Here is a 13,188-nt window from a genome sequence, read left to right on the forward strand (position 1 = left end):
CTAGCGGAACGCGGGGCGCTCGGGGTCCAGGTGCGCGCGGCCCTCCACCGGCGAGGACGCCTCCGCGAAGTGACGGCGCGGGATGCGCCCGGCCCGCCGGGCCAGCCGCCCCGCCTCCACCGCGTGCTTCATGGCCTCCGCCATCAGCACCGGCTCCTGCGCCCGCGTCACCGCCGAGGCGAGCATCACACCCGCGCACCCCAGCTCCATCGCCAGCGCCGCGTCCGACGCCGTACCGGCCCCCGCGTCCAGGATCACCGGCACGCGCGCGTGCTCCACGATCAGCTGGAAGTTGTGCGGGTTGCGGATGCCGAGGCCGGAGCCGATGGGCGAGCCCAGCGGCATGATCGCGGCGCACCCCACGTCCTCCAGCTTCCGCGCGAGGACGGGGTCGTCGTTGGTGTACGGCAGGACCGTGAACCCGTCGTCGACCAGCGTCTCGGCGGCCTCCAGCAGTTCGATCGGGTCCGGCAGCAGGGTCCGCTCGTCGGCGATGACCTCCAGCTTGACCAGGTCGGTGCCGAGCGCCTCCCGGGCGAGCCGGGCGGTCAGGACGGCCTCACCGGCGGTGAAGCAACCGGCCGTGTTCGGCAGCACCCGGATGCCGAGCCGGTCCAGCACGGACAGCACCGAGCCGTGCACGCCGGGGTTCACGCGCCGCATCGCGACCGTGGTCAGCTCGGTCCCGGAGGCGATCAGCGCCCGCTCCAGCACCTCCAGGCTGGGCGCTCCGCCGGTACCCATGATCAGGCGGGACGTGAAGGACGTGCCGCCGAGGACGAGGGGGTCGTCGGCCATGGTTCAGCCTCCTTGGACGGCGGTGAGGACTTCCACGCGGTCGCCCTCGGCCAGGGCGGTGGACGGCCACTGGGCGCGCGGGACGACGGTTTCGTTGAGGGCGGCCGCCACCCCGGAGGGCGCCCGGGTGAGGGTGCGCACCAGGGCGTCGAGGGGCGTGCCGGGAGCCACCTCGCGCGGCTCCCCGTTGACCGAGATCTTCATGCGGGCTGCTCCGTGGGTGCGGTGCTGAAACGCTTCGGGGTGAAGGGGGCGGCCACGTCCGGGAGGCCGCCCGTGGTCAGGACGTGCGCCATGACGTCGCCGGTGACCGGGGTGAGCAGCACGCCGTTGCGGTAGTGGCCGGTGGCCAGCACCAGCCCCTCCAGCTCGGTCGGGCCGAGCAGCGGCGCGTTGTCCGGGGAGCCGGGGCGCAGCCCGGCCCGGGTCTCCGTCAGCGGCAGCTCGGTGATCCCCGGCACCAGCTCGTGGGCGTCGCGCAGCAGCTCGTACACCCCGCCCGCGGTGACCGTGGTGTCCCAGCCCAGTTCCTCGCTGGTCGCCCCGACGACGAGCTCGCCGCTCTCCCGCGGCACCAGGTAGACGCTGCCGCCGCGCACCACCGCGCGCACGGTCCGGCTCAGCAGCGGCGGCCGGTCCCCGGGCATGGCCAGCCGCAGCACCTGCCCCTTCACGGGCCGCACGGGCGGCAGGACGCGGTCCGGCACGCCCGCCAGCCGTCCGCTGAGGCTGCCCGCGGCCAGGACCACCCGCCCGGCGCCCAGCTCACCGCCGTCGGCGGTGACGACACCCGTGGCCCGGTCCCGGACGACGACGAGCCGCTCGGCCCGCACCCGGTGGAAGACCACGCCGGCCCGCTCGCACGCGACCACCAGCGCCCGGGCCAGGCGCCGCGGGTCGACCTGGTGGTCGTCGGCCACCCGCAGCCCGCCGCGCACGCCCGGCGCGAGCATCGGCTCCAGGCGCCGGCACTCGCGCCCCGACAGCCACTCGGAGTCCAGCCCGGACTGCCGCTGCAGGAGGTGCAGGTCGCGCAGGTGGGCGCGGTCGTCGGCGTCCAGCGCGACGGCGAGCGTGCCGCACCGGCGGTACCCGAGGTCGTGACCGGTCAGGCCGGTGAGCTCGGCCGCGAAGTCCGGGTAGCGGCGGGCCGAGGCGAGGTTGAGGGCGAGCAGGGTCTGCTCGCCGTAGTGCAGTTCCGTGACGGCGGCCAGCATCCCGGCCGCCACCTGCGCGGCTCCGCCGCCCGGCGCGGGATCGACCACGGCCGTGGCCAGGCCCCGCTGTGCGGCCCGCCACGCCGTGACCAGGCCGATGATCCCGCCTCCCACGACGAGGACGTCTGGCGTACGCGTAGGCGACATGGGCGTCCAGCCCCTCCCTTCGCCGGCATGACCCGGATCAGGTTCGTACGGTCGGAGGCCGCCAGCCTCCCTCTCAGCCCGGTGCGTCCGGGCTCCCGCGAGTGCTTTACGGTGGCCACCCTAGCCTCCGCCGCTCGCACCTCGTAAGGGAGCCTCAGCCCGTGGCCCGATCCCTCGACGGACTCGTCCTCGCCCCCGTCGCCGACCAGGCGCCGGGCCAGGTGGGAACCCGCACCCGGTTCACCTACCACGAGCGGGACGGCGAGGTCTGGGCCGAGTACGCGGGCGGCGACGTCGTGCGCGGGTATCTGGTGGGCACGCGCGCCGGGGACCGGCTCGACTTCCGGTACGTGCAGCTGAAGCGGGACGGGACGACCTCGTCCGGGCACTGCGCGTCGGCCGTCGTCGACCTGCCCGACGGGCGGGTGCGGCTGGAGGAGACGTGGCGGTGGGAGTCGCAGCGGGGCGGCGGGACGAGCGTGGTGGAGCAGGTCGCCGAGCACGGCGGCTGACTGACAGTCCGTCAGTTGTCTATGGTGATCGGGTGAGCGAGCAGACGCAGGAACGGGGAGGGGCCACGCCGCGGCGCGTGGTCGTCGCGGGCGCGGGCATGGCGGGCGTACAGACCGCGGTCGCCCTGCGCGAGCAGGGCTTCACCGGAGCCGTGACGCTGATCGGCGCGGAGCCCCACCAGCCCTACGACCGGCCCCCGCTGTCCAAGGCCGTCCTGCTGGGCAAGGCCGAGGGCTCGGCCTTCGACGTCGACTTCGAGGCGCTCGGCATCGAACTGCGCCTGGGGTGCGAGGTGCTGGGCGTCCGCCTCGGCGACCACGCCCTGGACACCGCCGCCGGGCCCGTGCCGTACGACGTCCTGGTGGTCGCCACCGGCGCCGAACCCGTCCGGCTGCCGGGCGCGCGGGACGTCCCCGGCGTGCACCTGCTGCGCACCCTGGACGACGCCGAGCGGCTGCGGCCGGTGCTCGCCCGGCAGCACGACGTCGTGGTCGTCGGGGCCGGCTGGATCGGCGCGGAGTTCGCCACCGCCGCGCGCGAGGCGGGCTGCGCGGTGACCGTCGTGGAGGCCGCCGACCGGCCGCTCGCGGGCGCGCTGCCCGCCGAGGTGGCGGCGCCGATGGCCGCCTGGTACGCCGACGCCGGCGCCGTTCTGCGCACCCGCGCGCGCGTGGCGCGGGTCGAGCCCGGCACGGTGGTCCTCGACGACGGCTCGCGGCTGCCCGCGGGCGCCGTCGTCGTCGGCATCGGCGCCCGGCCCGCCACGGCCTGGCTCGCCGGCTCCGGGATCGAGCTCGGCGCGCACGGCGAGGTGGTGGCCGACGACCGGCTGCGCACCCGCGTGCCGGACGTGTACGCGGTCGGCGACTGCGCCTCCTTCCCCTCGCGGCGGTACGGCGAGCGGCTGCTGGTCCACCACTGGGACAACGCCCTCCAGGGCCCGCGCACGGTCGCCGCGAACATCGTCGGCGAGGCCCCCGCGGTCTACGATCCGGTGCCGTACTTCTGGTCCGAGCAGTTCGGCCGCTTCGTGCAGTACGCCGGGCACCACGCCGCGGCCGACGCGACCCTGTGGCGCGGTGACCCGTCCGGTCCCGCCTGGACCGTCTGCTGGCTGCGCGAGGGCCGCCTGGTCGCCGTGCTCGCGGTGGGCCGGCCCCGGGACCTGGCCCAGGGGCGGCGTCTGATCGAGGCGGGCACCCCCGTGGACCCGGACCTGCTGACGGACCCGGCCAGACCGCTGAAGGCGGCGGCGGAATAGCCCGTCGGCCCGGGCGGGGCGGCTTCGGTTTCCGACTGTCGGCGCGGGATGGCAGGCTAGGTTCCGTGACCGAGATTGACGCAAAGATCGATGCTCTCGTCCCCGCCTGGCTCACCCTTCCCGACATCGCCGAAAAGCTCGGCGTCGAGGTGACGCGGGTGCGGCAGCTGGTCAAGGAGGGCCAGCTCATCGCCGTACGCCGGGGTGAGAACCGCGCGCTGCACGTCCCCGCGGCCTTCATCGACGGGGACAAGGTCGTCAAGGGCCTGGCCGGCACCCTGACGCTGCTGCGGGACGACGGCTTCACGGTCGAAGAGATGCTGGAGTGGCTCTTCACGCCCGACCCGACCCTGCCCGGCACCCCCGCGCAGGCGCTGAGCGAGAATCGCGGCACGGAGGTGAAGCGCCGCGCCCAGGCGCTCGCCGTCTGACCCGACCGTCCGGCACGCCCGGCGCCGCGGTGCGGCGCACGGGCCGGGGCCGGCCGCGCCGCGGCCGCCGGGTCCGTACGCCGCCGGCATCCGGGGGAGGCTCCCGCGCGCCGTCGGCGGCGGCGGGGGCCGCGGCCCGTGCGCCCGGCGGCACGGGACGCGGCCCGTGCGCCGACGACGGGGACGCTCCGGCAGCACGCCCTGCCAAGGGGCGCCCCGACAGAACGCCCCCGGCCCGGGGGCGTCCCGACACGCCACCGAGGGGGACACCCGCATGTCCGACACCGCCGCCCGCGCCCGGCTCGCCGACGCCCGGCTCTATCTCTGCACGGACGCCCGCAGGCGCCAGGGCGACCTGCCCGAGTTCCTCGACGCGGTCCTGGCCGGCGGCGTCGACATCGTGCAGCTGCGCGACAAGGGCATGGAGGCGGCGGAGGAACTGGAGCACCTGCGGATCTTCGCCGACGCCTGCGCCCGGCACGGCAGGCTCCTCGCGGTCAACGACCGCGCGGACGTCGCCCACGCCGCCCGCGCCGCGCACCCGCAGGGCCCCGCCGTCCTGCACCTCGGCCAGGGCGACCTGCCGGTCCCCGCGGCCCGTGCCGTCCTCGGCGACGACATCCTGATAGGCCGCTCCACGCACACCGAGTCCGAGGCCGCCGCGGCCGCCGTCCAGGAGGGCGTGGACTACTTCTGCACCGGCCCCTGCTGGCCCACCCCCACCAAGCCCGGCCGCCCCGCGCCCGGCCTCGGCCTGGTCCGGTACGCCGCCGCCCTGGCCACCGACCGCCCCTGGTTCGCCATCGGCGGCATCGACCTCGGCAACCTGGACGAGGTGCTCGAAGCGGGCGCCCGCCGGGTCGTCGTCGTCCGCGCGATCACGGAGGCGGACGACCCGGGGGCGGCGGCCGCGGAGTTCGCCGAGCGGCTGCGGCAGGCGTAGGGGCCCCTCGGGGGCCCGGGCGGCCGGGGCGCCGATGGCTTCCGCGTTTGTCCAAGGAGTGGACAACCGGACGGCAAAACGGGCGAATCCCCTTCGTCCGGTTGGGGGACCGGCGCCCCCTGGCTAACCTGCCCCTATGGCCCTCGGAACCGCATCCACCAGGACTGATCGCGCACGCACCGTGCGCGACATGCTCGCGACCGGCAAGACGACGTACTCGTTCGAATTCTGGGCCCCGAAGACGGAGAAGGGCGAGCGCAACCTGTGGAACGCCCTCCGCAGGGTCGAGGCCGTGGCGCCGAGCTTCGTCTCCGTGACGTACGGTGCGGGCGGCTCCACGCGCGAGGGCACGGTGCGGGCGACCGAGCAGATCGTCTCCGACACCACCCTCACCCCGGTCGCCCACCTCACCGCGGTCGACCACTCCGTAGCCGAGCTGCGCAACATCATCGGCCAGTACGCCGACGCCGGGATCCGCAACATGCTGGCCGTGCGCGGCGACCCGCCGGGCGACCCGATGGGCGAGTGGGTCCCGCACCCGCAGGGCCTGACGTACGCCGCCGAGCTGGTCCGCCTCATCAAGGAGTCGGGCGACTTCTGCGTCGGCGTGGCGGCCTTCCCGGAGATGCACCCGCGCTCCGCCGACTGGGACACGGACGTGGCCCACTTCGTCGACAAGTGCCGGGCGGGCGCCGACTACGCGATCACGCAGATGTTCTTCCACCCCGAGTCGTACCTGCGCCTGCGCGACAAGGTCGCCGCGGCCGGCTGCGAGACCCCGGTGATCCCCGAGGTCATGCCGGTCACCAGTGTGAAGATGCTGGAACGGCTGCCGAAGCTCAGCAACGCCTCGTTCCCGGCCGCCCTGAAAGAGCGGATCCTCACAGCGAAAGACGATCCGGCGGCTGTACGCTCGATCGGGATCGAGTTCGCCACGGAGTTCTGCGCCCGGCTGCTGGCCGAGGGAGTGCCCGGACTGCACTTCATCACGCTCAACAACTCCACGGCGACGCTGGAAATCTACGAGAACCTGGGCCTGCACCACCCGCCGCGGGCCTAGACCGGCCGCGGCGGCGTACGACACACTGCGTAGCGGCCACTGGGAGAGGGGCGTACATGGGCTGGACGGTCCTCTACATCGCGTTCGGCATCGTCGCGTTGTGGCTGCTCGGCGAGGTGCTGCTGCAGTACAAGGCGCGTCTGCGCTGGCGGCTGCTCGCCTTCGTCGGCTTCCTCGGTGTCGTGGTCGGTGTGCTGATCCCGTCCGTCGTCGTCATCGGGCTGGGCGCGGCCGCCTTCGCGGTCGGCCAGACCTACGTCACGCTGTCGTTCCGCCGCGGCTTCGCGTCCGGCTGGGCGGTGTCCGCCCCGGGCCTGACCGGCAGCAGGCGCCGCCGGGGCGAGCGGGGCCGCCGGAAGCCGACCCTGGAGGTCACCGGTCTCGAAGCGGCCGACGGCGGCCACGACGGGGACGGCCACGACGACGGCGGCCGCGACGACGGTGCCGGCCGGCACCGGGACGGCGTGGGCCACGGCCGGGACGACGACTTCGACCACGACGACGTGTTCACCCCGGCGCGCCCCGTCGCGCCCACGGCGGCCGAGACCACCGCCGTGTACGAGCCGCAGCCCTTCCCGGACGACACCGGCTCCTACGGCGTCCACGGCGACCCTTCGCACACGGGCGCGGACCAGGACCAGTACGCCACGGCCGCCCCGGGCGCCGACCCGGCGGCCTACCCCTACGACGGCTACACCGGCTACGACCAGCAGGGCTACGACTACGGCGCCACCGACCGGCAGCAGTACGCCGCCTACGCCGACCCGTACGCCGGCACCCACGCCTACGGCGACGGTTCCCAGGACCCCGCCTACGGCGACCCGCAGCAGCACGGGCAGGGCTACGGCCAGGACCCGTACCCCGCCGGCTCGTACGGCGGCGAGACCCCCGCGGGCGGTGTGTGGGTCCCGCAGCAGCGCAGCACCGACGAGCCCTACGGCGGCGAGCTCCCGCCGGAGCAGCCCTACCCGTACCAGGGCGAGGGCCACCAGGGACAGGGACACGGCGGCTTCGGCGAGCAGTACCGGTTCTGACGGGCGGTACCGGTTCCGGGGCGACCGGGCCCCCGCGGGCCCGGAGCCACTCCGCTCACTGCGAGCCGCGGAAGTCCGGTCCCTCCACGATCAGCCCGGCGACCAGCGCGCCCGACATCCCGGCGTGCGGAAGACCGCCGCCGGGATGCGACCAGCCGCCGACGGTGAACAGGCCGGCCACGCGCGTGCTGTTCGACGGATGCAGCAGCCGCCCGGCGCCCGCCGCCAGCGCGGGCGCCGGCACCGCCCCGCCCTCCGCGCCGGTCGCCTCCGCGATGTCGGCCGGGGTGCGCACCTCGTGCCACAGGACGCGGTCGCGCAGGCCGGGTATCGCGCGTTCGGCGACCGCGATCAGCTCCTCGGCGTACCGGCCGGGGATCCGCGCCCCCGCGGGCACCACCGACGTGAGCGTCACCGCCTCGTGGCCGGAGTCCGGGACCAGCCCGGGGTCGTCGGGCCGCAGGACGGTGACCGTGGGCCGCGCGGCCGCGCCCGCGGCGGGGCCGAACAGGGACTCCAGCTCCGCCTCCCGGTCCGCCGCGTGCACCACCGTGCGGTGCGCCGTCCCCGCGGGACGGCCGCCGCGCAGCGCCAGCAGCACCGTCAGCCGGCTCGCCGTCCCGCGCCGGGCCGGGACCTCGCCGTCCCCGCGCACCGCCGCGCCCCGGACGAGCCGGTCCAGCACGCCCGGCGCGACACCGGCGACCACGAGGTCCGCCTCCGCCTCCGTCCCGCCGGCCAGCTCGACCCCCGCCGCCCGGCCGTCCTTCTCCAGCACCCCGGTGACCTCGGCGCCGAAATGGAACTCGACCTTCCGGGCCGTGCACCGCTCGTACACCGCCCGCGCCAGCTCCCGCAGGCCGCCGCGGACGTACCAGGTGCCGAAGACGTGCTCCATGTAGGGCAGCACCGCCGCGCTGGCGGGGGTGGTGCGGGGATCCAGGCCGTGCGCGAGCGCGTGGCTCTCCAGGAGGGCGGCGAGCCGGGGATCGCGCAGTTCCCACGCGCCGACCTCGGCGAGCGTGCCGGCCCGGCGGGTGCGCAGCAGCCGCTTGTGGGGGACCGCGGGGTAGGGCTCGCGCTCGGCCAGCACCTGCCAGTTCGGCCACAGCGGCTCCTCCAGCAGCGGCCGGCGCGTGCGGTCCCAGGCGTCGCGGGCCCGGACCAGGAAGTCGCCCCAGCGCCGGCCGGTGCCGGAGCCGAGCGCCTCGTCCAGCGCCGCGACCACGCCCGCGCGCGAGGCGTTCGGCAGCGCGGCCTCGGTGCCGTCCGCGAACACGTGCCGCGCCGACGGGTCGACCTGGACCAGCTCGACGCACGCCTCCAGCGGCTCCTTGCCCGTCTTGACGAACAGATCGCGCCAGACCGCGGGCAGCGGCAGCAGCCCGGGTCCGGTGTCGAAGGAGAAGCCGTCCCGCTCGACGCGGCGCACGGCCCCGCCGTACGTCTGCGTCCGCTCGTACACCGCCACCCGGTGGCCCGCCACGGCCAGCCGGGCCGCGGCCGCCATCGCGCCCATCCCGGCGCCGATCACCGCAATCCGTGCCATGCCAGGGACTTTATCGGCCACCACCGGCCCTCCGGTCCGCGGGCCGGTGCGGGGGCGCCGCTTCGCGGACCGGAGGGGGGAGTACGGGCGCGGGCGTCGTCGCCCCCAGAGGGCGGGCCGGCCCCCTGGGGGCGGGTGCGCAGCCCTGAGTACCCGTACCTAGGCACGGAGATGAGTACGCGCGCGGATGGGGCCGGACCCGCCGGAACGAGAGAGTGGAGGCACGGAGAGGGGCACGGCTCCGGTACCGGCGACACGGGGCGCCGGAACGGTCCGGGCCCGCGATCCGCTCCTTCCGCCGGCCGGTGTCGGCGGGAGCGAGGCACGGGGGAACCCGGGGGACGACCGCGAACGGGGGATCCAACGGGGGAACGTACGGGGGGAACGTACGGGGGAGCGAGAAGGAGGCGCCGGTCCGACGGTGGCCCGCGGGGGACGCGGCCACCGCGGGCCGGCGCCTTCCCGTGCGGCCGCGCCCCCGTCGCGCGGCCGGGCCTCAGGGGCGGCCGCTCACGCGCCCCTGGAGCAGCCGGGACAGCGCCGCGTGCACGTCGTCCAGGGAACGCTCCGGCTGGAAGGACTTCCAGTCCAGCGCCGCCACCAGGACCATGCCGACCAGCGCCGCGGCGGTCAGCGGAACGTCGATCTCCGCGCTGAACTCGCCGCCCTCCACGCCCTCCCGCAGCACGTCCTCGACGACCGCGACGGCCTCCTGCCGGACCACCGCCAGCGTGGACTGCCAGGCCCGGTTGGTGCGCCACAGCTCGGCCACGTACAGCTGCGTGAAGGCCGGGTAGCGGTCGATGAAGACCAGCCCCGCGCGGATCATCGCGTCCAGGGCGTCGACCCTGCCGCCGCCCTCCCGCGCCGTCCGCTCGGCCGCCTCCCGCAGGGAGGCGGTCAGGAGTCCCACGCCGTGCCGCAACAGCTCTTCGAAGAGGACGGACTTGCTGGCGAAGTTGTAGTAGACCGTGCCCTTCGCGACCCCGGCCCGCTCGGCGATCTCGTCCACCGTGGTGGCGGAGAAGCCCTGCTCGGCGATGAGCGTGACGGCCGCCTCGTAGAGCTTCTGCCGGGTGGCCTCGCGGCGGGTGCTCCCGGGCGAGGTGGCGCTGCTGCTTTCCATGGCGTCGATTGTCACAGGAACCGGCCCGGGGAAAGCCGCGGACCGGTTCACAGGGTCAGCTCCGGGTGCAGCCGGGCCGGCGTCCACACCTGGCGGCGGCGGGCGGACAGCGCGGTCAGCGCCAGGGCGCCCGCGGTGAACGCCGCCAGCACCGCGCACGCCTGCCCCACCGGCTCCAGGCCACCGCCCGTGATGAGCCTCCTGAGGGCCTCGACGACGTAGCTCATCGGCAGGAAGGGGTGCAGCGCGTTGAAGAAGCCCGGGCTGGTCTGCACGGGGTACGTGCCGCCCGCGGAGGTCAGCTGGAGCATCAGCAGCGCGAGCACGAGGATCCGGCCCGCCGCCCCGAAGCGCGCGTTCAGCCACTGCACGATCGCCGCGAAGCACGCCGTCACCAGGAACAGGAAGCCCACCGTCCCGGCCGCCCGCGCCATCTCCAGGCCGACCGCCCAGTGCAGCACCGACATCAGGGCCACCGTCTGCAGCACCCCGATCACCACCACCGGCAGCCAGCCCGCCAGCGCGATCCGCCACGCCGGGGCGCCCGCGGCCAGAGCGCGCCGGTTCATCGGCGGGATCAGCATGTACGCCACCATCGCGCCCACCCACAGGGACAGCGGAACGAAGTACGGGGCGAAGCCGGTGCCGTAGTCGGGCGCTTTGTGCAGGTCCTCGGAGACGAGCCGGACCGGGTCCGCCATGACCTCCGTGCGCCGGTCGCGGTCCTCCTCGTCGTAGTCGGGGATCCGCTCGGCGCCGTCGTGCAGCCCGTCGGCGAGCTTCCCGGAGCCGTCGACCAGCCGGTACATGCCGTCGCTCAGGTCCTCGGCCCCCGTCTTGAGGTCGGCGACCCCCTCGTCCAGGTCGGCGGCGCCCGTCTTCGCCGTGCCGAGCCCCTTGTGCAGCTTCCTGGCGCCGGCGGCGACCTTGCCGGCCCCCTCGTTCAGCTCGTTGATCCTCGTGACGGCGTCGTCGAGGTCCTCCGAGAGGTGCGGCGCGCGGTCGGCGAGCGCCTGGGCCTGCTTCTGGAGGGCGGCGAGGTTGCCGTCGAGCTCCTTCAGGCCGCCGTCCTGGTCGGCGACCAGCGTGTCGACGTCGTCGGCGACGGCCGCCACGTCCGCGGCGGCCTCCGCGGCCTTCTCCAGGTCGGCGCAGGCGGCGTCCGGCGGGGCCGGGTCCGCGCAGCGCTTGTGGTGGACGTCCGCCAGCGTGCCGGCCGCGGCGCGGGCGCCCTCGGCGGCGGCCGGGGCCCGCTCCACCAGGGTGTCGAGGTGGCCGCGGACCGCCCGGGCCGAGTCGGCGACGAGCTGCGCGGTGTCCCCGACGGTCTTCTCGTTGTCCGCCAGGAAGGGGCCCGCCTTCCTCGCGACCCCGCCGGCCAGGTCCGCGAGCGTCTGCGTGCCCTCGGCGACCTGCTTCGAGCCGTCCTCCAGGTCACCCGCCCCCTCGGTGAGCTTCGTCAGGGCCTTGGCCAGCCTGCCGCTGCCGTCCTCGGCGTCCTCCAGGCCGTCGGCGAGGTCCTCGGAGCCCTTCTCCGCCTTCCCGGCGCCGCTCCTGAGCTCGTCGGCCCCCTCGGCCGCCTTCACGGTCTCGCCGTGGATGTCGGAGAAGGAGATGAAGATCCGGTCCAGGAAGGACCGCGAGGCCTTCGTGGACGCCGCCCGGCGCACCTCGCCGAAGACCGTCCGCGAGATCTGCCCGACGATGTAGTTGTTCGCGTCGTTCGTACGCACCTGCAGGGCGCCGGTCTGCGGCGCGTCGCCCGCGCCGGAGACGATGCGCCGGCTGAAGTCGGCCGGCATGGTCAGCGACAGGTAGTACGTGCCGTCCTCGACGCCCCTGCGGGCCTCGGCCGCGCTCACCTCGTGCCAGTCGAAGACCTCGCTCCGCCGCAGCCCCTCGGCGATGTCGTCGCCCGCGGTCAGCCTCCTGCCGTCGGCCCGCGCCCCCCGGTCGTCGTTCACCAGGGCCACGGGGACGCGGTCCAGCCGCCCGTACGGGTCCCAGAACGACCACAGGTACAGGGCGCCGTACAGCAGGGGCAGCACCAGCAGCGCGACCAGGGCGGCACGGGGGAGCCTGCCGCGCCCGAAGCGCTTGAGCTCAAGCGCGGCCAGTCCCGGCGAGCGCATCGACCGTCTCCTTCGCTTCTTCCGCCCCTTGCGCTTCCCGCGCTTCTTCCGTCTCCTCTGTTTCTTCCGTTTCTTCGCGGGTCTCCGTGCGGGGGGTGTCCGTCGCGCCGTGCGGGCCGGCGCCGGCGGGGCCGGCGGAGTCCTCGGGGGACGTGGCGGCACGGGAGGCGTCGTCGGTGCCGCCGGTGCCGGCCGGGGGCGCGGGACCGCCGGAGGCCCCGTCTCCGCCGCCGGGCGTGCCGGAGGGGCCGGTGGAGACGACCACCGCGCCCTCGGGGGCCTCGCGGCACACCGCCACGACCGTCGTCCCGGCCTCGGCGACCGACCTCAGCAGGGTCCACGCCTCGGCCCGCTCGGCGGCGGAGAGCTTCAGGTCGGTGTCGTCCACGCCCAGCAGCCGGGGGCGGCCGGTCAGGGCCAGCGCGACGGACAGCCGCAGCGCCTGGAGCCGCTCCAGATCGCGCACGGCGGTGCGGGAGCCCTTGGGCAGGGCCGCCAGGTCGAGTCCGGCCGCCTCCAGCGCCTCGGCGATCCGCAGCCGCTCCTGCGCCGTCCGCTCCGACCGCGGTCGCAGCAGCCCGCGCAGGGAGCCCTGGAAACGGCGCTGCAGCAGTGCCCGCTCGCGCAGGTGTTCCCCCACGGTCAGCGCCGGATCGAGGTCGGTGACGCCCGGGACGTGCGCGACGGCGCTGACGCGGCGCAGGGCGGACATCCGCCGGGGCAGTGCGAAGCCGCCGACGCGGGCCTGCCCCTCCGTGGGCCGCATCCGGCCCGTGAGGGTCAGCAGCAGGCAGGTGCGGCCCGACCCGGACGGCCCTTCCAGCGCGATCAGCGAGCCGGGCTCCGCCTCGACGCGCACCCCGCGGAACGCCCAGCCGCGCGGTCCCCTGACACCGAGGTCCCGGGCCGTGACGCCGAGCCCGTGCGGACCGTCCACAGCGCCCCCTTCCCGCCGCGCCGGACATGCCCCTCGACCG

At 75.6% G+C, this 13,188-nt stretch carries 13 protein-coding genes and 1 riboswitch; of the genes, 6 read left to right on the forward strand and 7 right to left on the reverse strand.

From position 1 onward, the window contains the following. From ACIBAI_RS09115 to thiO, 3 genes are all read right to left on the reverse strand, one after another. On the reverse strand, positions 1 to 798 hold the full coding sequence (locus ACIBAI_RS09115) for a thiazole synthase (protein WP_399032374.1): 798 nt from the start codon (positions 796 to 798) through the stop codon (positions 1 to 3). Between the two features lie 3 nt (positions 799 to 801). Next, on the reverse strand, positions 802 to 1,002 hold the full coding sequence (gene thiS, locus ACIBAI_RS09120; protein WP_344608999.1) for a sulfur carrier protein ThiS: 201 nt from the start codon (positions 1,000 to 1,002) through the stop codon (positions 802 to 804). Beyond that, a complete protein-coding gene (thiO, locus tag ACIBAI_RS09125) occupies positions 999 to 2,162 on the reverse strand; it encodes a glycine oxidase ThiO (protein WP_399032377.1) in 1,164 nt (387 codons plus the stop codon). The genes thiS and thiO overlap by 4 nt, the downstream gene beginning before the upstream one ends. Further along, a riboswitch (TPP riboswitch) is annotated at positions 2,160 to 2,271 on the reverse strand. It overlaps the preceding gene by 3 nt. Positions 2,272 to 2,323: 52 nt before the next feature. Here thiO and ACIBAI_RS09130 point away from each other — a divergent pair. The 6 genes from ACIBAI_RS09130 (at position 2,324) to ACIBAI_RS09155 (ending at position 7,404) form a co-directional block, all read left to right on the forward strand. Beyond that, entirely contained in the window at positions 2,324 to 2,674 is a 351-nt protein-coding gene (locus ACIBAI_RS09130; protein ID WP_344609003.1) for a hypothetical protein, read from the forward strand. Between the two features lie 32 nt (positions 2,675 to 2,706). Continuing rightward, entirely contained in the window at positions 2,707 to 3,936 is a 1,230-nt protein-coding gene (locus ACIBAI_RS09135) for an NAD(P)/FAD-dependent oxidoreductase (RefSeq protein WP_399032380.1), read from the forward strand. 65 nt (positions 3,937 to 4,001) lie between these two features. After that, a complete protein-coding gene (locus ACIBAI_RS09140) occupies positions 4,002 to 4,367 on the forward strand; it encodes an Rv2175c family DNA-binding protein (RefSeq protein WP_344609007.1) in 366 nt (121 codons plus the stop codon). A gap of 274 nt (positions 4,368 to 4,641) precedes the next feature. Then, positions 4,642 to 5,310, forward strand: a complete 669-nt coding sequence (gene thiE, locus ACIBAI_RS09145; RefSeq protein WP_399032382.1) for a thiamine phosphate synthase — start codon at positions 4,642 to 4,644, stop codon at positions 5,308 to 5,310. A gap of 136 nt (positions 5,311 to 5,446) precedes the next feature. Beyond that, a complete protein-coding gene (metF, locus tag ACIBAI_RS09150) occupies positions 5,447 to 6,370 on the forward strand; it encodes a methylenetetrahydrofolate reductase [NAD(P)H] (protein ID WP_399032383.1) in 924 nt (307 codons plus the stop codon). 56 nt (positions 6,371 to 6,426) lie between these two features. Then, positions 6,427 to 7,404, forward strand: a complete 978-nt coding sequence (locus ACIBAI_RS09155; protein ID WP_399032385.1) for a hypothetical protein — start codon at positions 6,427 to 6,429, stop codon at positions 7,402 to 7,404. A gap of 55 nt (positions 7,405 to 7,459) precedes the next feature. On the opposite strand, the gene ACIBAI_RS09160 is transcribed toward ACIBAI_RS09155, so the two are convergent. The 4 genes from ACIBAI_RS09160 to ACIBAI_RS09175 form a co-directional block, all read right to left on the reverse strand. Continuing rightward, positions 7,460 to 8,953: a phytoene desaturase family protein gene (locus ACIBAI_RS09160; protein WP_399032387.1), complete on the reverse strand. Its 1,494-nt coding sequence runs from the start codon at positions 8,951 to 8,953 to the stop codon at positions 7,460 to 7,462. Positions 8,954 to 9,449: 496 nt separating this feature from the next. After that, positions 9,450 to 10,079: a TetR/AcrR family transcriptional regulator gene (locus ACIBAI_RS09165; RefSeq protein ID WP_399032389.1), complete on the reverse strand. Its 630-nt coding sequence runs from the start codon at positions 10,077 to 10,079 to the stop codon at positions 9,450 to 9,452. A 47-nt stretch (positions 10,080 to 10,126) separates the two neighbouring features. Further along, complete coding sequence (locus ACIBAI_RS09170; protein ID WP_399032391.1) at positions 10,127 to 12,211, reverse strand: YhgE/Pip family protein; 2,085 nt, start codon at positions 12,209 to 12,211, stop codon at positions 10,127 to 10,129. Next, complete coding sequence (locus ACIBAI_RS09175; protein ID WP_399032393.1) at positions 12,183 to 13,148, reverse strand: ATP-binding cassette domain-containing protein; 966 nt, start codon at positions 13,146 to 13,148, stop codon at positions 12,183 to 12,185. The genes ACIBAI_RS09170 and ACIBAI_RS09175 overlap by 29 nt, the downstream gene beginning before the upstream one ends. Positions 13,149 to 13,188: the final 40 nt, after the last annotated feature.

Source organism: Streptomyces sp. NPDC051041, assembly GCF_044456065.1.
Taxonomy (GTDB): Bacteria; Actinomycetota; Actinomycetes; order Streptomycetales; family Streptomycetaceae; genus Streptomyces; species Streptomyces glaucus.

Bases quoted from the DNA above. Each gene is read 5' to 3' on its own strand.
- thiO (WP_399032377.1), bottom strand. From the start codon at position 2,162: ATGTCGCCTACGCGTACGCCAGACGTCCTCGTCGTGGGAGGCGGGATC.
- ACIBAI_RS09160 (WP_399032387.1), bottom strand. From the start codon at position 8,953: ATGGCACGGATTGCGGTGATCGGCGCCGGGATGGGCGCGATGGCGGCC.
- ACIBAI_RS09155 (WP_399032385.1), top strand. From the start codon at position 6,427: ATGGGCTGGACGGTCCTCTACATCGCGTTCGGCATCGTCGCGTTGTGG.
- ACIBAI_RS09115 (WP_399032374.1), bottom strand. From the start codon at position 798: ATGGCCGACGACCCCCTCGTCCTCGGCGGCACGTCCTTCACGTCCCGC.
- ACIBAI_RS09170 (WP_399032391.1), bottom strand. From the start codon at position 12,211: ATGCGCTCGCCGGGACTGGCCGCGCTTGAGCTCAAGCGCTTCGGGCGC.
- thiS (WP_344608999.1), bottom strand. From the start codon at position 1,002: ATGAAGATCTCGGTCAACGGGGAGCCGCGCGAGGTGGCTCCCGGCACG.
- ACIBAI_RS09165 (WP_399032389.1), bottom strand. From the start codon at position 10,079: ATGGAAAGCAGCAGCGCCACCTCGCCCGGGAGCACCCGCCGCGAGGCC.
- metF (WP_399032383.1), top strand. From the start codon at position 5,447: ATGGCCCTCGGAACCGCATCCACCAGGACTGATCGCGCACGCACCGTG.
- thiE (WP_399032382.1), top strand. From the start codon at position 4,642: ATGTCCGACACCGCCGCCCGCGCCCGGCTCGCCGACGCCCGGCTCTAT.